The organism is Streptomyces sp. NPDC042102 (genome assembly GCF_055582305.1).
The window spans coordinates 399,293-417,592 of record NZ_JBVJDL010000002.1 but is presented as its reverse complement, the minus strand read 5'-3'; the positions used below and the strand labels follow the sequence as shown (position 1 = coordinate 417,592).

Sequence of the window (18,300 nt, the reverse complement as noted above, 5' to 3'; positions counted from 1 at the left end):
TCGACGGACCCGATGGGGTCCGCCGACGACTGTAAGTCCCTGATCGATGATCGATCAAAGAAAAGTGTCGAAAAAATGGCCGAAAGCCAAAAGTAGGCACTGCGTGCCGTGTCGAGAGGCACGCAGTGCCGGGCAAAACGGTACAAACGGTCCCGGTCAGGCGCGCGGCGCGCAGCCGAGCACATGCCGCTTCACGAGCAGCCCGATCTCCGGATCCTGGTTCCGGAACGCCTGCACCAGCGCCTCGTGCTCCTCCGCGTACGACTTCTGGACCGTCCCCAGCCAGCGGATCGACAGCGCCGTGAACACCTCGATGCCCAGGCTCTCCCAGGTGTGCAGCAGCACGCTGTTGCCCGCGGCCCGCACCATCTCCCGGTGGAACCCGACCGTGTGCCGTACCTGCGCCGTGCCGTCCTCGCTGCGGTCGGCCTCCCACAGCGCCGCCACGTGCGGTTCCAGCTTCGAGCAGTCCAGCGCGAGGCGCGGGGCGGCCAGCTCGGCGGCGATCTGCTCCAGGCCGGCCCGGACCGGGTAGATCTCCTCCAGGTCCGCCGCCGTCAGGTTGCGCACCCGTACGCCCTTGTTCGGCGCCGACTCGATCAGCCGCAGCGTCTCCAGCTCGCGCAGCGCCTCGCGCACGGGCGTCTGGCTGACTTCCAGCTCCACCGCGATCCGCCGCTCCACGATGCGCTCACCGGGCTTCCAGCGCCCGCTGACGATGCCCTCCACGATGTGCTCGCGGATCTGCTCGCGGAGCGAGTGCACCACGGGTGGGGTGATCATCGGGACGTCATCTCCTGGAGGGTCGCGCAGGGGCCGGGATGAGAGTACTGATGCGTAGACAATACGGCGGCGCCCCCGCCCGGGAGTATCCCGGACGGGGGCGCCGACGGTGAGGCTGGTTACAGGCAGGCCCCGCAACAGCCCTTACAGGCCGAGCTCGACCTCGAACTCGCCGGCTTCCAGGATCGCCTTGACGGCGCTCAGGTAGCGGGCGGCGTCCGCGCCGTCGACCAGACGGTGGTCGTACGACAGGGTCAGGTACGTCATGTCGCGGGCGCCGATGACGGTGCCCTCGGGGGTCTCCATGACCACCGGGCGCTTGACCGTGGCACCGATGCCCAGGATGGCGACCTGGTTCGGCGGCACGATGACCGTGTCGAACAGCGCACCGCGCGAGCCGGTGTTGCTGATGGTGAAGGTCGCGCCCGACAGCTCGTCCGGCGTGATCTTGTTGCCACGGACCTTGGCGGCCAGGTCGGCGGTCGCCTTGGAGATACCGGCCAGGTTGAGGTCACCGGCACCCTTGATGACCGGGGTCATCAGGCCCTTCTCGGAGTCCACGGCGATGCCGATGTTCTCCGAGTCGAAGTAGGTGATGGTGCCCTCGTCGTCGTTGATCCGGGCGTTGACGACCGCGTGGGCCTTCAGCGCCTGGGCGGCGGCCTTGACGAAGAACGGCATCGGGGAGAGCTTGACGCCCTCGCGGGCCAGGAACGACGCCTTGGCCTTCTCCCGCAGCTTCATGATCTTGGTGACGTCCACCTCGACCACGGAGCTGAGCTGCGCCTGCGAGTGCAGCGCCTTCATCATGTTGTCGCCGATGACCTTGCGCATGCGGGTCATCTTGACGGTCTGGCCGCGCAGCTCCGAGACCGCGGCGGCCGGAGCCTTGGCGGCCGGGGCGGCAGCGGCGACCGGGGCGGCAGCGGCGGCCTTGGCGGCCTCGGCGGCGGCCAGGACGTCCTGCTTGCGGATCCGGCCACCGACGCCGGTGCCCTGCACCTGCGCCAGGTTCACGCCGGACTCCGAGGCCAGCTTGCGCACCAGCGGGGTCACGTACGCACCCTCGTCGCCGGTGACGGCCGGGCTGACCGGGGCCGGGGCGGCCACGGGGGCCGGAGCGGCGACCGGAGCCGGGGCCGGAGCGGCGGCGGCGGGCGCGGCCACGACCGGAGCCGGGGCGGCGACCGGAGCGGCCGGGGCGACCGGAGCCGGAGCGGCGACCGGGGCAGCCGGGGCGACCGGAGCCGGAGCGGCGACCGGAGCCGGGGCGGCGGGGGCCGGGGCGGCCGCGGGGGCGGCACCGGCGGCACCGACGACCGCCAGACGCGCGCCGACCTCGGCGGTCTCGTCCTCGCCGACCAGGATCTCCAGCAGCGTGCCGGAGACCGGCGACGGGATCTCGGTGTCGACCTTGTCGGTGGAGACCTCGAGCAGCGGCTCGTCGGCCTCGACCGTCTCGCCGACCGACTTCAGCCAGCGGGTGACGGTGCCCTCGGTGACGGACTCGCCCAGGGCGGGCAGCACGACGTCGGTGCCGGCGGCCGGAGCGGCGGCGGCCGGAGCGGCCGCGGGGGCCTCGGCGACCGGAGCCGGGGCGGCGGCGACCGGGGCCGGGGCGGCGGCGACCGGGGCCGGGGCGGCGGCCGGAGCCTCGGCCACGACCGGCTCGGCGGCCGGGGCCGGAGCGGCGACCGGGGCACCGGTGCCGTCGTCGATGACGGCCAGCTCGGCGCCGACCTCGACCGTCTCGTCCTCGGCGACCTTGATGGACGCCAGAATGCCGGACACAGGGGAGGGGATCTCGGTGTCGACCTTGTCGGTCGACACCTCGAGCAGCGGCTCGTCGGCCTCGACGCGCTCGCCCTCGGCCTTCAGCCAGCGGGTGACAGTGCCCTCGGTGACGCTCTCGCCGAGCGCCGGAAGGGTTACGGAAACCGCCATGGTTTCAGTTGCTCCTAACGGAATTGCGGAAGTGGTCGTCGCGCCCGTGACTGCTAGTCGTGGGAGTGCAGCGGCTTGCCGGCGAGGGCCAGGTGGGCCTCGCCCATCGCCTCGTTCTGGGTCGGGTGCGCGTGGATGAGCTGCGCGACCTCGGCCGGCAGGGCCTCCCAGTTGTAGATCAGCTGGGCCTCGCCGACCTGCTCGCCCATCCGGTCACCGACCATGTGGACGCCGACGACGGCACCGTCCTTGACCTGGACGAGCTTGATCTCGCCCGCGGTCTTGAGGATCTTGCTCTTGCCGTTGCCGGCCAGGTTGTACTTGAGCGCGACGACCTTGTCCGCGCCGTAGATCTCCTTGGCCTTGGCCTCGGTGATACCGACGGAGGCGACCTCGGGGTGGCAGTACGTCACCCGCGGCACACCGTCGTAGTCGATCGGGACGGTCTTGAGACCGGCCAGGCGCTCGGCCACCAGGATGCCCTCGGCGAAGCCGACGTGCGCGAGCTGGAGGGTGGGGACGAGGTCACCGACGGCCGAGATGGTCGGCACGTTGGTCTGCATGTACTCGTCGACCAGGACGTAGCCGCGGTCCATCGCGACGCCCTGCTCCTCGTAGCCCAGGCCCTGCGAGACCGGGCCGCGGCCGACGGCGACCAGCAGCACCTCGGCCTCGAAGGTCTTGCCGTCGGCCAGCGTGACGCGGACGCCGTTCTCGGTGTACTCGGCCTTGTCGAAGAAGGTGCCGAGGTTGAACTTGATGCCGCGCTTGCGGAACGCGCGCTCCAGCAGCTTGGAGCTGTTCTCGTCCTCGACCGGGACGAGGTGCTTGAGGCCCTCGATCACGGTGATGTCGGAGCCGAAGGACTTCCACGCCGAGGCGAACTCGACGCCGATGACGCCGCCGCCCAGGACGATGGCGGACTCGGGCACGCGGTCCAGGACCAGCGCGTGGTCCGAGGAGATGATGCGGTTGCCGTCGATCTCCAGGCCCGGCAGCGACTTCGGCACGGAGCCGGTCGCCAGCAGGACGTGGCGGCCCTGGATGCGCTGGCCGTTGACGTCGACGGAGGTCGGGGAGGAGAGGCGGCCCTCACCCTCGATGTAGGTCACCTTGCGGGAGGCGACCAGGCCCTGCAGACCCTTGTACAGGCCGGCGATGACCTCGTCCTTGTACTTGTGGACACCGGCGATGTCGATGCCCTCGAAGGAGGTCTTCACGCCGAACTGGGCGGCTTCGCGGGCCTGGTCCGCGACCTCGCCCGCGTGCAGCAGAGCCTTCGTGGGGATGCAGCCGTTGTGCAGGCAGGTGCCACCGAGCTTGTTCTTCTCGATCAGGGCAACGTCCAGACCCAGCTGGGAAGCGCGCAGCGCCGCGGCGTAACCGCCACTGCCACCGCCGAGGATCACTAGGTCGAAAACGGTGCTGGCGTCGTTCGCCACGTCACGTCCTCCATGCATGTGCGCCGGGCACCGGTCCTCTGTGACCGGGCGGCGGCTGGTAATCGGCCGCTTTTTTTCGGCCCTGTGGTGGGGGCCCTGTCCTGCCGAGAACCCATCTTCGCATTTGTCGGGGGAACGCGGGACGCCGGGCCCGAGGTGTGGCAGGTCGTTCTGCCCGAAGTAGGGGTTACCCGAGCGTAGAAACGTACGGATTTCGTCGAGAGTGAACACGTGACCATGGACACGCCACACGAAACGGCCCCGGACCAGGCAGGTCCGGGGCCGCGTGTTATCCGTACCACAGCGGCGGGGCCGCCGCGGGATGCGGAGCGTGCGTCAGCCGAGGTCGCCCGTGGCCGTGCGCTCGGCCAGCCGCACCAGGGTGCGCACGGCGGAGCCGGTGCCGCCCTTGGGCGTGTAGCCGTACGGGGCGCCCTCGTGGAAGGCCGGGCCCGCGATGTCCAGGTGCGCCCAGGTGATGCCCTCGCCCACGAACTCCTGGAGGAAGAGGCCGGCCACCAGGCCGCCGCCCATGCGCTCGCCCATGTTGGCGATGTCGGCGGTCGGGGAGTCCATGCCCTTGCGCAGGTCGGCGGGGAGCGGCATCGGCCAGGAGGCCTCGCCGACCTCCTCGGCGATCTCGTGGATCGACGTGCGGAACGCGTCGTCGTTGGCCATGATCCCGAAGGTGCGGTTGCCCAGGGCCAGCACCATCGCGCCGGTCAGGGTCGCGACGTCGACGATCGCGTCCGGGTTCTCCTCGGAGGCCTTGGTCAGCGCGTCCGCCAGGACCAGGCGGCCCTCGGCGTCGGTGTTGAGGACCTCGACGGTCTTGCCGCTGTACATGCGCAGCACGTCGCCGGGGCGGGTGGCCGAGCCCGACGGCATGTTCTCCGCGAGCGCCAGCCAGCCGGTGACGTTGACCTCCAGGCCCAGCTTGGCCACCGCGACGACGGCGGCGAACACGGCGGCGGCGCCGGACATGTCGCACTTCATCGTCTCGTTGTGGCCGGCCGGCTTCAGGGAGATGCCGCCCGAGTCGTAGGTGATGCCCTTGCCGACGAAGGCGAGGTGCTTCTCCGCCTTGGCGTGGGTGTAGGACAGCTTCACCAGGCGCGGCAGGTTCTCGGAGCCCTTGCCGACGCCCATGATGCCGCCGAAGCCGCCCTTGACGAGCGCCTTCTCGTCCAGCACCTGGACCTTGATCCCGTTCTCCTTGCCGGTCGTCTGGGCGACGGCGGCGAAGGCCTCGGGGGTGAGGTCGTTCGGCGGGGTGTTGATCAGGTCGCGGGCGATGTTCACCTCGGCGGCGACGACCTTCGCGCGCTCCGCGGCGGCCTTGTGGTCCTTGTCGCGCGGCTTGGCGCCCAGCAGGGCCACCTCGGCCAGCGGCTGCTTCGGGCCGGCGTCCTTGCCCTTGCCGTTCTTCTCGCCGCCCATGTACGCGGTGAAGGCGTACGCGCCCAGCAGCGCGCCCTCGGCGACCGCGGTGACGGCGGAGGCGTCCTCCAGCGGCAGCGCGAACGCGGCCTTCTTGGTGCCGGTCAGCGCCCGCGCGGCCGCACCGGCGGCACGGCGCAGCGCCTCCTCGTCGTAGGACTCGTCCTTCTCCGGTACGGAGCCGAGCCCGACCGCCAGCACGACCGGGACCTTCAGGCCGGCCGGCGCGGGCAGCTTGGTGACCTCGCCGTCGGCGCCCGAGGCACCCAGGGCGTCGAGCACGGCGGCCAGCTTGCCGTCGAACGCCTCGTCCACGGCCTCGGCGCCGGCCGCGACGACGGGACCCTTGGGGCCCTTCGCCACACCGACCACGAGGGCGTCGGCGCGCAGCGTCGCAGCGCCGGCAGTGCTGAGAGTCAGAGCAGTCACGGTGGTGAAGTCTCGCTTCCGTATGTGTGATGTGGAGCTGCGGTCGGCTCGGGGTCGCCGGCCGTCCCGTGCAGCGATCGTAGTTCCGGCCCGGCGGCCGCCGGAAAGAGCGTACGCGCCCGCACTCGACCGTACGTCACTCCAGAGTTTGGCAAGGTGTTCGATCCCGAACCGTCCAGATTCACCCATCTGTGGACTGTGTTCCGGGTTTGCCTCGCCGACCTGACGAGGTCCGCGAGACTCGGGCCCACTCTCGCAAGGGGACGCGGGGTTCCTTTGCATGATTTCCACAGAGCCTCTCCGGCCCGGCCGACCGCCTGGGGCCGTGTCCAGGGATGCCTGCGGGGGGAAAGGCCGGCATGGTCAGGAAGAACAGGATGAACAGGGTCGCCGCCGCGTGCGCGGTGGCCGCCCTGATGTCCGTGGCGCTGCCCGGCGCGACCGCCTCGGCGGCCGCCGCGACACCGCGCGTCGACCTCAGGGTGCTCGTCGTCGACGACGGCGGCAGCTCGGTCGACGCCATCACCGCGGAACTGAAGGACACCGGAGTCCCGTACACCCGGGTCGCGCTGGGGGAGAGCGGCCGCCCGGTCATCGACGCGGCGTTCCTCGCCGACACCGTCGACGGCCGGCCGCGCGCCAAGTACCAGGGCGTCGTGCTGCCCAACGAGAATCCTTTCGGCGCGGGCAGCGCCGAGATGGCCGCCCTGGTCGCGTACGAGACGGCGTACGGGATCCCCCAGGTCGACGCCTACACCTGGGCGCACCCGGGCGTGGGCCTGGAGTACACCGACAACGGCGGCTACAGCGGCCCGCTCGACGGCGCGCAGGCGGCCGTCACCGCCGCCGGCACCAGCGGCCCGTTCGGCTACCTCGCCGGGCAGGTCGCCTTCGAGGACAACTCGCCCCTGATCCAGGAGAGCTACGGCTTCCTGGGCAAGCCGCGCACCGGCTACACCAGCTACGTCGACGCGCCCGCCGCCGGCGGCCGCGCCTCGCTGGTCGGCGAGTACGCCCACGACGGCCGCCGCGAACTCGTCATCACCTTCGGCTACAACCAGCACCAGCGGCAGTTCCGGCTGCTGGCCCGCGGCATCGTCGAGTGGCTCACCCAGGGCGTCCACCTCGGCCAGAGCCGCAACTACTTCGCCGTCCACGTCGACGACGTGTTCGCGCCCGACGCCCGCTGGAACAAGGAGCTCAACTGCACGCCCGGCGACTACGCCTGCGCGGGCGGCGAGGGCAAGGAGAGCACCATCCGCATGACGGCCGCCGACGCCGTGTACGCGGCCCAGTGGCAGCAGCAGAAGAACTTCAAGCTCGACATGGTCTTCAACGGGGGCGCCGGAGAGGAGTGGAAGGCCGAGAACGGCGGCACCGACGCGATGACCGCCCAGCTGCTCGCCGACCGCGCCAAGTACCGCTGGATCAACCACACCTACACCCACCCCTTCCTGGGCTGTGTGCAGAACGTCGCCACCGTGCCCTGGTCCTGCACCAAGAACGCCCAGGGCGCCGTCCAGTGGATGAGCCGCGCCGACATCGCCGCCCAGATCCGCGACAACAACAACTGGGCGGCCGCCCGCGGCATCTCCCTGGACCGCACCGAACTGGTCACCGGCGAGCACTCGGGCCTGAAGACCCTGCCGCAGCAGAACCAGGACAACCCCAACCTCGCGGCCGCGCTCGCCGACAACGGCGTCAAGTGGATCGCGAGCGACAACTCCCGCGAACCCGCGCAGCGCCCCGTCGGCTCCGCCCTGACCGTCCCCCGGCACCCGATGAACGTGTACTACAACACGGGCACCAACGCCGAGATGGCCGACGAGTACAACTGGATCTACACCAGCCGGGCGCACGGCGGCAGCGGCGTCTGCGAGGACAACCCCGGGACCTCCACCTGCCTGCCGGCCCCGCTCGACGTCAGCACCGGCTACCTGACGCACATCGTCCCGCAGGAGGCCCGCACCGCCCTGCGGCACGTGCTGGCCAACGACCCGCGCCCGCACTACGTCCACCAGTCCAACCTCGCCGAGGACCGCACCCTCTACCCCGTGCTCGACGAGGTCCTCGGCACCTACCGCGGCCTGTACGCCGCCAGCACCCCGATCGTGAACCAGAGCCAGAAGGACACCGGCACCGAGCTCCAGCGCCGTGCCGCCTGGAACAAGGCACTGGCCGACGGCAAGGTCACCGCCTACCGGATCGGCAAGGACGTCACCGTCAAGGCGCCCTCCGGAGTGCTCGCCCCGGTTACCGCGCCGGAGGGCACCCGCAAGCAGATGCTGCTCGGCACCGCGGTGTACGGCTCCCCGTACGCCGGCGCGCGCTCCGCCTGGGCCGCGCCCGAGCTGCTCCAGAGCGCCCTCGTCCTCAAGCTGCTCTGACAGCGACCGCGGGAACGCAGTACCTCGAGTCCGGCGCGCCACCGATCCGGTGGGCGCCGGCCCTTATCCGTCCTGGGGGGACACACACGCATGAGCCATGGGCGTCATGTCACCATGCTCACCGAAGGCACCTATCCGCACGTCCACGGAGGCGTCAGCACCTGGTGCGACCAGCTCGTCCGGGGGATGCCCGAGGTCGATTTCAACGTCATAGCCCTGACCGGCTCCGGCCGGGAGCCGGTCACCTGGGAACTGCCCCGCAACGTCTACCGGCACACCGCGGTCCCGCTGTGGGGACCACCGCCCGGCCGCGGCCGGGCCCGCCGGGCCGCCCTGCGCGGCAGGGCCCACCGCCGCTTCGCCGAGACCTACGAGCAGTTACTCCTCGCCCTCCTCGCCCCGCCGGCCACCGCCGGGGACGCCCCCGTGCACGGCGGGTTATCCGAGGCCCTGCGCGAACTCGCCCGGCTCGCCCGGGCCGGCCGGCTCGCCGCCACCCTGCGCTCCGAATCGGTGCTCCGCCAGCTGATGGCCGTATGGACCCGCCCGGGTCTGGTCACCGCGGCCGCCGCGCCCACCGTCCACGACGCGCTGACCGCCACCGACCTGCTCGAACACGCGCTGCGCCCACTGGCCGTGCGCATCCCGCCCGACTCCGTCGCCCACGCCGTCAGCAGCGGCCTGGCCACTCTGCCCGCGCTGGCCGCCAAGTCCCTCGACGGGGTGCCGTTCCTGCTCACCGAGCACGGCATCTACCTGCGCGAGCGCTACCTCGGCTACCGCACCGCCGCCCACCGCTGGCCGGTCAAGGCCCTGCTGCTCGGCTTCTACCGGGAGCTCAACTCCGAGGGCTACCGGCAGGCCGACCTGATCACCCCGTGCAACCAGTACAACCGCCGCTGGGAGGAGCGCGGGGGCGCCCCCGCCGACCGGATCCGCACCGTCTACAACGGCGTCGACCCGCACGCCTTTCCCGCGGCCGGTCCCGAACCGGAGATCCCCACGCTGAGCTGGTGCGGCCGGATCGACCCCATCAAGGACCTCGAAACCCTCCTGCGCGCCTACGCGTTCATGCGCGCCGAACTGCCCGCGCTGCGGCTGCGGCTGTTCGGCCCGGTCCCGGCCGGCTGCGAGGAGTACCGGCGGCGCCTGGAGCTGCTCGCCGCCGACCTCGGCGTCACGGACGGGGTCACGTACGAGGGCCGGATCGACGACGTCGCCCGGGCGTACGCGGCGGGCAGCGTCGTGATGCTCTCCAGCATCAGCGAGGGCTTCCCCTTCAGCATCATCGAGGCCATGTCCTGCGGCCGCACCACCGTCTCCACGGACGTCGGCGGGGTCCGCGAGGCCGTCGGTGACACCGGCCTGGTGGTACCGCCGCGCGAACCGGAGACGATGGCCCGCGCCACCCTCGCCCTGCTGCGCGACCCCGTGCGCCGCGCCGAACTGGGCCGGCTCGCCCGCCGCCGGGTGGTGGAGAAGTTCACCCTGCACCAGTCCGTGGACGGCTTCCGCCACATCTACCGGGGCCTGGCCCACCAGCAGCACACCGACCGGGCCGTGCTGCCCGTCCGCGCGGGCGCCGACTGGGCGCACTGGCCGGCCGATCCCTGGTACCGCGAACTGGCGGCGGACGGGAGCGTGTGGTGAGCGGCTCCCTCTGGCTGAAACCGGCCGGCGCGCCCGGACCGGCGGGCCTCCCGGCCCGCCGGTTCCCCGGCGCCCCGCCCGGCCCCGACGGGGGCGGCGGCACCCTGCCCGCCGTCCCGCGCCGCCGCCGCGAGGGCCCGGCGGCCGCCGACCCCATGGAGGAACTGGCCGGCCGCCTGGACACGCTGGTCGCGGCCGCCGTCCACCCCGACGAGATCGCCGCCGTCCTGGAGTCCGACGGCATGACGGACGAGCACATCCGGCTGGCCTACGGCCGGCCCGACTCCTTCGGGCTGGCCGAGGACCTCTACGCCCGGGTGCCGCGCGCCTTCCCCGAACCCGCCGAGGCCCCCGACCCGTGGCGGGTCCCGCTCACCGCCTGCCTGCTGCGCGGCGTGATCTTCGCGCTCCCCGGGCTCGCGTACCTGCTGGGCGCGCCCCTGCTGGAGGGGCCGCCCGACCGGCTCGGGCTGCCCGCCGGCACGCTCACCCTGCTCGCCGGGGCGCTCATCGGCTGGGTCTGGGACCAGACGCTGTCCCACCGGGCGTACTCCTGGCTGGGGCTGGGCGACCGGGCCGCCGCCGGGCGGACCCTGCTCGTCGGCGCACCCGTCGGCGCCCTCCTGGGCATCGGCGCGGCGCTCGCCGTACCCGGCGGGCCCGCCTTCTCCTACGCCTTCGCCGCGGGCCAGGCCCTGTACGTCGGGGCCGCCACCGTCCTGCTGGTGCTCGGCCGGGAACGGCTGCTGCTGTGCGCGCTCGCCCCCATGGCCGCCGGCGCCCTGCTCACCCTGCGCGTCGACCTGCCGATCCCGGTGCGGCAGGCGCTTCTCGCGCTGTCCCTGCTCGCCGCGTGCGCCCTGGGCTTACGCGAACTGCCCCTGGCCGCGGGCCTGCGGGGCGCGGCCCGCAGGCTGCGCCGACTGCGCCGGCCCCAGGACCGCGGCACCAGGAAGGGCACCGTCCGCTGGCGGACCCTGCGCGGCGCCGAGGACGAGTTCGCGCCGTGCGGGCCCCGGCTCGCCGACTCGGTGCCGTTCGGCGTCTTCGGACTCGGCACCGGGCTGCTCGTGCTGTACGCGGCGCTCGGCGAAGTCCTCGCGGGCGGGCCCGCCGAGGCGGTGGCGGCGCCGTCCGCCGTGGCGCTCACCCTGAGCATGGGGCCCGCCGAATGGCTGCTGCACCGCTTCCGCAGCGGCAGCCTGGCCGGGCTGCGGGCCGCGCGGTCGCCGCGCGCCTTCTGGGGCCGGATGCTGCTCACCCTGCTGCGCTGCCTGTCCGCCTACCTGCTGGTGGTGCTCTGCCTCGGCATCGTCGGCACCCTGCTGTGGCCCGGAGCCCCGTCCCTGACCGGCGTCCGCGTCGCCGCGCTGCTGCTGCTCGGCGCGGTGATGTGGACCGGGCTGCTCCTGCAGTCCTTCGGCGCCGTACGGATCGCGGCGGCCGTGTGCGCCGGGGCCGCCGTCGCCCAGAGCCTCGCGCTGCTGCTCGACCTCGCCGGGCCCCGCATGGTCCAGCTCGCCGTGGCGGGCTCGGCGGCCGTCCTGCTGGCCGGGACCGTCGTCGTCCTCCTCGGGCGGGCGACCGCCCACCGATGACCCGCCGATCATGAGAGAACCCATGCTGCTGGTGCCCCTGTACGAGCACCCCGCCGACCGCCCCGACGCCTGGGAGACGCTGATCCGCTCCGCCGGGCGGCTGCACTCGGTCGTGCTGAACCCCGACAGCGGACCCGGGGCCGCGCGCGACGAGCGGTTCGCCGCCGTCGCGGCGCGGCTGCGCGACGCGGGCGTGCCCGTCCTCGGGTACGCCGACACCGACTACGGGCGGCGCCCGCACGCGTCGGTCGTCCGGGACCTGCTGTCCCACCGCGACTGGTACGGCACCGACGGCGCCTTCCTCGACCAGACGGCCGCCGGCCCCGAACTGCTGCCCCACTACCGGCGGCTGGCCGTCGCCGCGCGGGCCGCCGGAGCGGGCACGCTGGTCCTCAACCCCGGGACGCACCCGCATCCCGGGTACGCCGAGATCGCCGACCTGCTGGTCACCTTCGAGGGGCCCTGGGACGCGTACCGTGAGGCGGGCACCGCTCCGTCGTGGACCGCCGGGTACCCGGCCCACCGGTTCTGCCACCTCGTGTACGCCGTCCCGCCCGGCGCCCCGGCCGCCGAGCTGGCCACCGAGCGGCGGGCGGGCGTGCACTGCGCGGTGCCCGGGGGCGGGGCGCACCCGTGGGGCACCCTGCCGTACGCCCTGGAGGACACCCGATGAAACGGTCACGCACCGCCCCGTTCCTGCTGCTGCCCGTGCTCCTGCTCCTGCTCGCCGCGTGCACGGCCGGGCCCGGCGAGGGGGACGACCCGACCGGACCCACCCCCTCCCCGCGGGCCCCGGGGGAGCGCTGGCAGCCCAGACCGGGGACCGCCTGGCAGTGGCAGCTCTCCGGCCCGCTCGACCTGTCCGTCAAGGTGCCGGTGTACGACGTGGACGGCTTCACCACCACCCGGGCACAGGTCGCGAAGCTGAAGGCGGCCGGCCGCGACGTCATCTGCTACCTGTCCACCGGCGCCTGGGAGGACTTCCGCCCGGACGCGGACGCCTTCCCCGAGGAGCTGCTCGGCCGGAGCAACGGCTGGAAGGGCGAACGCTGGCTCGACATCCGGCGCACCGACCTGCTGGAGCCGCTGATGGCCGCGCGCCTGGACATGTGCCGGGACAAGGGCTTCGACGCCGTCGAACCCGACAACATGGACGCCTACCGCAACAACACCGGCTTCCCCGTGAGCGCCGACGACCAGCTGCGCTACAACCGGCTCATCGCCCGCCTCGCCCACGACCGAGGCCTGGCCGTCGGCCTGAAGAACGACCTCGACCAGATCCCGCAGCTGGTGGGCGACTTCGACTTCGCGGTCAACGAACAGTGCGCCCAGTACGGCGAATGCGACAAGCTCGCCCCGTTCATCGCGGCGGGCAAGGCCGTCTTCCACGTCGAGTACGAACTGGGCACGGAGCGCTTCTGCGCCACCTCGCGCCGCCTCGGGCTCAGCTCGCTGGAGAAGAAGTACGAGCTGGGGGCCTGGCGCAGACCGTGCTGAGGAGCGGCCGGACCCCCCGCTACATGGGGAGGATCACGTGCACCCGGTAGCCGCCGCCGTAGCGGGGACCGGCGAAGCAGGAGCCGCCCAGGGCGCCCGCCCGTTCGCGCATGCCCAGCAGGCCGTGGCCGCCGCCCCCGTCGGGGGCGGGGGAGGAGTCCGCGCTCGTGCCGCCGTCGTCCAGGACGGTGACCTCGACCGAGGGGCCCACGCGGATCACGCTGACCTCCGCCCGGGCGCCCGGCCCGGCGTGCTTGCGGACGTTGGTCAGCGCCTCCTGGATGACCCGGTACGCCGCCAGGTCGACGGCGGCCGGCAGCGGTCCCCCGGAGTCGTTCAGCGCGACGTCCACCGGCAGGCCGGCGTGCCGGAAGGTGTCCACCAGCTCGTCGAGCCGGGCCAGCCCCGGCGCGGGCTCGGTCGGTGCCTCCGGGTCGCCGGACTGCCGCAGCAGCCCCACCGTCGCCCGCAGTTCGTTCAGCGCCGACCGGCTGGCCTCCCGTACGTGCGCCAGGGCCTCCTTGGCCTGGTCCGGCCGCTTGTCCATGACGTGCGAGGCCACCCCGGCCTGCACATTGACCAGGGCGATGTGGTGGGCGACCACGTCGTGCAGATCGCGCGCGATCCGCAGCCGCTCCTCCGCGACCCGGCGGCGGGCCTCCTCCTCCCGGGTCCGCTCGGCCCGCTCGGCCCGCTCCCGGATGGCGTCCACGAACGCCCGCCGGCTGCGCACCGCGTCCCCGGCCGCCGCCGCCATCCCGGTCCACGCGAAGATCCCCAGGTTCTCCTGCGCGTACCAGGGCAGCGGCCCGGCCAGCATGGCCACGCCGGTCAGCACGGTCATGGTGAGCAGGCCCACCCGCCAGGTCGTGGGCCGGTCGGTGCGCGAGGCCACCGTGTACAGCGCGATCACCGTGCACATGGCGACCGGGGCCCGGGGCTCGCCGGTGCCCAGCTCCAGCAGGGACAGCGCCACGGTCGCGGTCAGCACGGCGAGCGGCCGGCGGCGCCGGAAGACCAGCGCGGCCGCGCCGAGCACCATCAGCACCAGGGACGTCGTGTGCGGCGTACGGGTCCCGAAGGTCGGCCCGTGCGGCCCGTGCGGATCGGCGAACGATCCGACGATCATGCAGACGAGCACCCCGGCCGCGAGCAGGGCGTCGGTGCCCAGCGGATGCGCCCGCATCCAGTTCCGGGTGGGCGCGAGCCGCCCGAGGTGTGTCGTCACCCGGATACGGTACGGCCTGCCCCGCGCGCCCGACACGGGCCGGCCGCCGCGCTCAGCTCCCGCGCTCAGCCCCGGCGCAGGCCTTCCCCGGGCGGTGGCGGTGGCGGCGGCGGGGGCCGGCCCGTGTCGGCCACGGGCCGCGGGGAGCGCCGGGGTCCCCACGCGGCCCGCGCCGCGCACACGGCCATGACCGCGACGATCGCGGCGAGGTGTTCCTTGCCCGCGAGGTTGTTCTTGACCAGCACCTCGACGATCATCACCGCGACCACCAGGAACCCGGTCAGGTACGCCCGGTAGCGCCAGCAGACGTACATCGCGAGCCCGACCACCGCGGCCGACGGCCCGGTGTCGTTGACGATCCGGTCCGACACCGGCAGGCCGAACGGATGGTCCGGGCCGAGCGCGAGCCCAGCCCGCGCGTACGTCGTACCGGCGAGCGTGGCGACGTACCCGACCAGCAGGGTGCGCCACCAGCCGATGCTGATCTCGGCGATCCCGAACACCAGCAGGACCTGGGCGAGCGCTCCCCAGACCGGCAGGTCCAGGGCGGGCACGAACAGCGACAGCGGCGTGCGCAACAGGGCCAGCCAGAACGGGTCGACGGCCTGGACCGAGCCCAGGTCCTGCACCAGCCGGAAGCCCCACGGCCGCTGGTGCTGCACGATGTGGAAGACCGAGGTCAGCGCGACGGCGCCCAGCGTCATCGGGACCGCCCGCCACGCCCTGGTGGCCAGCGCGTCCCGGACGGTCCGGTACAGCGGCCCCCATTCGCGGCGGGCGAACCGCCGCACGGCGGGCGAGGACGTCAACGCTTGCTCTCCAGATGTCTGCGGTGCAGCCTCCCCCAGACTCCGTCCGGGGGGACCCCCAGCAGCCCGGGCGCTTCGAGGAAGCCCTCCGCGCGGCCCGCCGCGATGCCGATCCGCAGCAGGTCGGCGCTCTTCTCGAAGAGCATGAACCGCGGTTCCCAGATCGGCCGGTATTTGGCGTTGGCCCGGTAGAGGGACTCGATCTGCCACCACCGGGAGAAGAAGCTCAGCAGCGAACGCCACATCCGCAGCACCGGGCCGGCGCCCAGCCGGGAGCCGCGCTCGAAGACGGACCGGAACATGGCGAAGTTCAGCGACACCTGGGTGACGCCGATCTCCTTCGACCGCTCCAGGAGTTCGATGACCATGAACTCCATCAGGCCGTTCTCCGAGTCCCGGTCCCGGCGCATCAGATCCAGGGACAGGCCCTTGGCGCCCCACGGCACGAACGACAGCACGGCCCGCAGGTCGCCGTTGCCGTCGGTGCACTCCAGCATCACGCACTGGCCGTCGGCCGGGTCGCCCAGCCGCCCCAGCGCCATCGAGAAGCCGCGCTCGGTCGCCCCGTCGCGCCAGTCGTCGGCGCGCCGCAGCAGCTCGTCCATCTCGGCCGCCGGGATGTCGGCGTGCCGGCGGATCCGCACCTCGTACCCGGCCCGCTTGACCCGGTTGTAGGCCTGCCGGACGGTGCGCATGGCGCGCCCCTCCAGCGTGAACTCGTCGGTCTCCACGATCGCCTCGTCGCCCAGCTCCAGGGCGTCCAGGCCGTGCCGGGCGTAGATCTGCCCGGCCTCCTCGCTCGCCCCCATCACGGCGGGCACCCAGCCGTGCTCGCGGGCCTCGGCCAGCCACGGCTCGATCGCGCCGGGCCAGGCCTCGGGGTCGCCGATCGGGTCGCCGGAGGCCAGCGAGACACCGCCCACGACCCGGTAGGTGACGGCGGCCTTGCCGGTGGGGGACCAGATGACGCTCTTCTCGCGGCGCAGCGCGAAGTAGCCGAGCGAGTCCCGGGCACCCTGGCGGGCCAGCAGCGCCCGCAGCCGCTCCTCGTCCTCCTCGCTCAGCGGGTCCACGGCGCGGCGCGAGCGGAACGCGGCCAGCAGCACCCCCAGGAGCAGCAGGAACGACATGACGTTGATGCACACGTCCACCCACGGCGGGGTGACGATCCCGTGGTAGCCGGTGTCATCCGTGGCCAGGGTGACCAGGCGCATCACGCCGTAGCGCCAGCGCGCCAGGAAGGAGGCCTCCTCGGGCGCCGGGGCGCTGTTGGTGGCGCCCACCAGCAGGGCGGCGACCAGCGAGGTCACCAGCAGGCCGACGGCCGCGACGGCGGTGGCCAGCTTGGGGTTGGAGCGGTCGCCCTTGGCGTAGAACTCGCGGCGGCCCAGCAGCAGCGCGCCGACGAAGAGGGCGGTCAGGCCGAGCGAGACCCAGTTCTGGGCGTGCGCGCGGATCTCCCGGTAGTCCGGCTGGCAGAACGCCGCCACCAGCAGCGCCAGCATCAGGCCGCTGAGCGCCAGGTTCAGGATCCAGGCCGCCCGCTTGCGGCGGCCCATGGTCACGGCGAGCAGCAGGGTGAACAGGCCGGAGCCGAAGCCCGCCGTCAGCAGGTACGGCGTGTACAGGTCGGCGGTGTTGTGGTCCCGCAGGTCCTGCCCCAGCGACACCCACACCGCACTCAGGAAGTTGATGAACGTGACCGCCCGCAGGTACCAGACCGCGAACGCGGCCGCGCGCCGCGACCGGACGCCCCGTCCGGCGCCGTCCCCCTTGCCGTTGTCCCCCGTGCTGCTGCTGTTGCTGCTGCTGCCTCTGGTGGCGCCGCCCGCGTCCGCCCGGGGTGTCCGGTCGGTCGTGCGGTCGGTCTCTGCGCTGGCCAAACGGACCTCTCCCATGAAAAGCGATCATATGGGTCATCGCAGTCCACAGGAGGGGCGGTTGACGTGCCGACTGGTCAGGCCGGCGGTCGACCGCGGCTCACTCCGAAGGCTCCTCCGCCCGCTCCGGGAGCTCCGCCGCGAGTGCGGCGGCCGCCCGGACCAGGGGAAGCGCCAGCAATGCCCCGGTTCCTTCACCTACTGTGACGCCGTGATCGAGCACGGGGTTGAGTGCCATTCGGTCAAGTGCCTTGGCCTGACCCGGCTCCCCGCTGGCCTGGCCGGCCACCCACCAGTCCGGGGCCCGGAACGCCGCCCGCTGGGCCACCAGCCCGCAGGCCGCCGAAACGATCCCGTCCAGGATCACCGGGGTCCGGCGCACCGCGCACTGGAGCAGGAAACCGGTGATCGCGGCCACGTCCGCGCCGCCGACCGCGCCCAGCAGCGCCACCTGGTCGCCCAGCGCCGGGCGGGCCCGGCGCAGCGCGTCCCGGATCGCCGCGCACTTGCGCATCCACGCCAGGTCGTCGATGGGCGTGCCGCCCCGCCCGGTCACCACCGAGGCGTCCGTCCCGCACAGGGCCGCGACCAGGGTCGCGGCCACCGTGGTCCCGCCCACGCTCAGGTCGCCGAGCACCACCAGATCGGTCCCGGAGTCGGCCTCCTCGTCGGCGATCCGCATGCCCAGGCGCAGCGCCGCCTCGGTCTCCTCCGGCGTCAGCGCGTCCTCGATGTCGATACGCCCGCTGCCGCGCCGTACGCGGTGCTCGACGACGTCCTTGGGCAGCAGCTCGGGGTCGCAGTCCAGGCCCGCGTCCACCACCCGGATCCCGATGCCGAAGCTGCGGGCCAGGATCGACACCGGGCTGCGCCCGTCGAGCACCGCCCGTACCAGCTCGTGCGCGCCGCCCGCGGGTCCCGCGGACACCCCGAGGGAGGCCACCCCGTGGTCGGCGGCGAACAGCACCACCTTGGGACGCTCGACCGGCGTGACAGGAACCCGCCCCTGCGCGGCGGCCAGCCATTCGGCGAGCTCGTCGAGCCGCCCCAGCGCCCCCGGCGGCACGGCCAGCCGCTCACGGCGGTCCTCGGCGTCCCGCCGTACGCCCCCGTCGGGGCGCTCGATCAGATCGGAGAAGTCGTCGAGATTCAGCGTGGTCATCTGCCGAAGGGTACAGGCGGTCAGGCCCTGCCCAAGCCCGGTCCTCCGGAG

Annotated in this window: 13 protein-coding genes; 5 read left to right on the top strand and 8 right to left on the bottom strand. The window is 73.2% G+C overall.

Annotated features, from left to right (window positions below; genetic code table 11):
• Positions 1-156 precede the first annotated feature (156 nt).
• The 4 genes from ACZ6KO_RS09925 to ACZ6KO_RS09910 all read right to left on the bottom strand — a co-directional run bounded on the left by ACZ6KO_RS09925 (position 157) and on the right by ACZ6KO_RS09910 (position 6,038).
• A complete protein-coding gene (locus ACZ6KO_RS09925) occupies positions 157-780 on the bottom strand; it encodes a GntR family transcriptional regulator (protein ID WP_401448297.1) in 624 nt (207 codons plus the stop codon).
• Between the two features lie 147 nt (positions 781-927).
• Complete coding sequence (sucB, locus tag ACZ6KO_RS09920; protein ID WP_469302458.1) at positions 928-2,727, bottom strand: 2-oxoglutarate dehydrogenase, E2 component, dihydrolipoamide succinyltransferase; 1,800 nt, start codon at positions 2,725-2,727, stop codon at positions 928-930.
• 53 nt (positions 2,728-2,780) lie between these two features.
• Complete coding sequence (gene lpdA, locus ACZ6KO_RS09915) at positions 2,781-4,169, bottom strand: dihydrolipoyl dehydrogenase (protein ID WP_401447966.1); 1,389 nt, start codon at positions 4,167-4,169, stop codon at positions 2,781-2,783.
• A 336-nt stretch (positions 4,170-4,505) separates the two neighbouring features.
• Complete coding sequence (locus ACZ6KO_RS09910) at positions 4,506-6,038, bottom strand: leucyl aminopeptidase (RefSeq protein ID WP_469302456.1); 1,533 nt, start codon at positions 6,036-6,038, stop codon at positions 4,506-4,508.
• Positions 6,039-6,397: 359 nt separating this feature from the next.
• Between ACZ6KO_RS09910 and ACZ6KO_RS09905 the strand changes: the two genes are divergently transcribed.
• The 5 genes from ACZ6KO_RS09905 (at position 6,398) to ACZ6KO_RS09885 (ending at position 13,170) form a co-directional block, all read left to right on the top strand.
• Positions 6,398-8,425 (top strand): hypothetical protein, encoded by a 2,028-nt coding sequence (locus ACZ6KO_RS09905; RefSeq protein WP_469302454.1) that lies wholly within the window; start codon positions 6,398-6,400, stop codon positions 8,423-8,425.
• A 90-nt stretch (positions 8,426-8,515) separates the two neighbouring features.
• Complete coding sequence (pelF, locus tag ACZ6KO_RS09900; RefSeq protein ID WP_469302453.1) at positions 8,516-10,075, top strand: GT4 family glycosyltransferase PelF; 1,560 nt, start codon at positions 8,516-8,518, stop codon at positions 10,073-10,075.
• Positions 10,072-11,673 carry a hypothetical protein gene (locus ACZ6KO_RS09895; RefSeq protein WP_469302451.1) on the top strand — a complete coding sequence of 534 codons (1,602 nt, stop codon included), beginning with the start codon at positions 10,072-10,074 and terminating at the stop codon, positions 11,671-11,673. Before pelF ends, ACZ6KO_RS09895 begins: the two co-directional genes overlap by 4 nt.
• Positions 11,674-11,683: 10 nt before the next feature.
• A complete protein-coding gene (locus tag ACZ6KO_RS09890) occupies positions 11,684-12,346 on the top strand; it encodes a spherulation-specific family 4 protein (protein WP_469302449.1) in 663 nt (220 codons plus the stop codon).
• Positions 12,343-13,170 carry an endo alpha-1,4 polygalactosaminidase gene (locus tag ACZ6KO_RS09885; RefSeq protein ID WP_469302446.1) on the top strand — a complete coding sequence of 276 codons (828 nt, stop codon included), beginning with the start codon at positions 12,343-12,345 and terminating at the stop codon, positions 13,168-13,170. Before ACZ6KO_RS09890 ends, ACZ6KO_RS09885 begins: the two co-directional genes overlap by 4 nt.
• A gap of 19 nt (positions 13,171-13,189) precedes the next feature.
• Here the strand turns inward: ACZ6KO_RS09885 and ACZ6KO_RS09880 are convergent, their stop codons facing one another.
• From ACZ6KO_RS09880 to cobT, 4 genes are all read right to left on the bottom strand, one after another.
• Entirely contained in the window at positions 13,190-14,356 is a 1,167-nt protein-coding gene (locus tag ACZ6KO_RS09880; RefSeq protein ID WP_469303821.1) for a sensor histidine kinase, read from the bottom strand.
• A gap of 107 nt (positions 14,357-14,463) precedes the next feature.
• Positions 14,464-15,207: a hypothetical protein gene (locus ACZ6KO_RS09875; protein ID WP_469302443.1), complete on the bottom strand. Its 744-nt coding sequence runs from the start codon at positions 15,205-15,207 to the stop codon at positions 14,464-14,466.
• Complete coding sequence (locus tag ACZ6KO_RS09870) at positions 15,204-16,919, bottom strand: phosphatidylglycerol lysyltransferase domain-containing protein (RefSeq protein WP_469303819.1); 1,716 nt, start codon at positions 16,917-16,919, stop codon at positions 15,204-15,206. The genes ACZ6KO_RS09875 and ACZ6KO_RS09870 overlap by 4 nt, the downstream gene beginning before the upstream one ends.
• A gap of 268 nt (positions 16,920-17,187) precedes the next feature.
• Positions 17,188-18,249 carry a nicotinate-nucleotide--dimethylbenzimidazole phosphoribosyltransferase gene (gene cobT, locus ACZ6KO_RS09865; RefSeq protein WP_469302441.1) on the bottom strand — a complete coding sequence of 354 codons (1,062 nt, stop codon included), beginning with the start codon at positions 18,247-18,249 and terminating at the stop codon, positions 17,188-17,190.
• Positions 18,250-18,300 lie beyond the last annotated feature (51 nt).

Coding starts and splice junctions, on each gene's coding strand:
- cobT (WP_469302441.1), bottom strand. CDS start 18,249: ATGACCACGCTGAATCTCGACGACTTCTCCGATCTGATCGAGCGCCCC.
- ACZ6KO_RS09890 (WP_469302449.1), top strand. CDS start 11,684: ATGAGAGAACCCATGCTGCTGGTGCCCCTGTACGAGCACCCCGCCGAC.
- ACZ6KO_RS09905 (WP_469302454.1), top strand. CDS start 6,398: ATGGTCAGGAAGAACAGGATGAACAGGGTCGCCGCCGCGTGCGCGGTG.
- pelF (WP_469302453.1), top strand. CDS start 8,516: ATGAGCCATGGGCGTCATGTCACCATGCTCACCGAAGGCACCTATCCG.
- sucB (WP_469302458.1), bottom strand. CDS start 2,727: ATGGCGGTTTCCGTAACCCTTCCGGCGCTCGGCGAGAGCGTCACCGAG.
- ACZ6KO_RS09880 (WP_469303821.1), bottom strand. CDS start 14,356: ATGCGGGCGCATCCGCTGGGCACCGACGCCCTGCTCGCGGCCGGGGTG.
- ACZ6KO_RS09885 (WP_469302446.1), top strand. CDS start 12,343: ATGAAACGGTCACGCACCGCCCCGTTCCTGCTGCTGCCCGTGCTCCTG.